Below are 722 nucleotides of genomic sequence, written 5' to 3' on the forward strand. Positions count from 1 at the left end.
GCACCGCGCGCGGCGGCGACGAACGTCACCCTCAGTGGCATGCGCAGATGGTGTGCCGTCGGCAGGGGCAGGTCAAGAGGCGTCACCACCGTGTCACCGGAGGTGCGCGCGCGCTTATTCGAAGGTGTGCACCATCCACTGGTCCGGGCGGTCCAGGGGCCGGAAGCCGAGCTTCTCGTACACCCCGTGCGCGTCCTCGGTGGCGAGCAGCACGCGGCGCAGGCCGAACGGGGCCAGGTGGTCGCGGATGCGGCCGACGAACGCCGTGCCGACGCCCTTGCCGCGCACCGACGGGTCGACGTACACGTCCGCGAGCCAGGCGAACAGCGCCCGGTCGGTGACCACGCGCGCGTACGCCACCTGCTCGCCGGAGACCGTGTCGTACACCCCATAGTTCAGCGAGGACGCCATCGCCCGCTCGTGCGTCTCGCGCGGCCGGCCGGTCGCCCAGTACGTGTCGGACGACAGCCAGCCGTGCACGCGGTCGACGTCGACGCGGGCGGGGTCGGCGGAGAACTCGTAGCCCTCGGGGAGGTCAGGTGCATCGCTCATGCCGTCGATCCTCACAGGGCGGGCCGCTCGGTCACCAGCGGATTTCAGCGCAGCACCTCGTCGCACGCGGCCCGCAGCCGTCGTACCCCCTCCGCGATCTCCCCGGTGCCGGCCACCGCGGCGAAGCTCAGGCGGACGTGGGCGGCGGGGGGTTCGGCGCTGAAGTAGGG

1 protein-coding gene and 1 pseudogene are annotated in these 722 nt (G+C 72.6%); both read right to left on the reverse strand.

The window, feature by feature from the left end:
* Positions 1-114: 114 nt before the first annotated feature.
* Positions 115-552, reverse strand: coding sequence for a GNAT family N-acetyltransferase (locus CCN44_RS42440; protein WP_059248330.1), 438 nt, complete (start codon positions 550-552; stop codon positions 115-117).
* Between the two features lie 44 nt (positions 553-596).
* Positions 597-722, reverse strand: a pseudogene (locus tag CCN44_RS47225) (PLP-dependent aminotransferase family protein); the annotation flags it as partial.

Source organism: Streptomyces tricolor (genome assembly GCF_002155905.1).
In the GTDB taxonomy this organism is placed as follows: Bacteria; Actinomycetota; Actinomycetes; order Streptomycetales; family Streptomycetaceae; genus Streptomyces; species Streptomyces tricolor.

What these genes read in the sequence shown, in the direction of transcription:
- CCN44_RS42440 (WP_059248330.1), bottom strand. Translation starts at nt 552, where the DNA reads ATGAGCGATGCACCTGACCTCCCCGAGGGCTACGAGTTCTCCGCCGAC.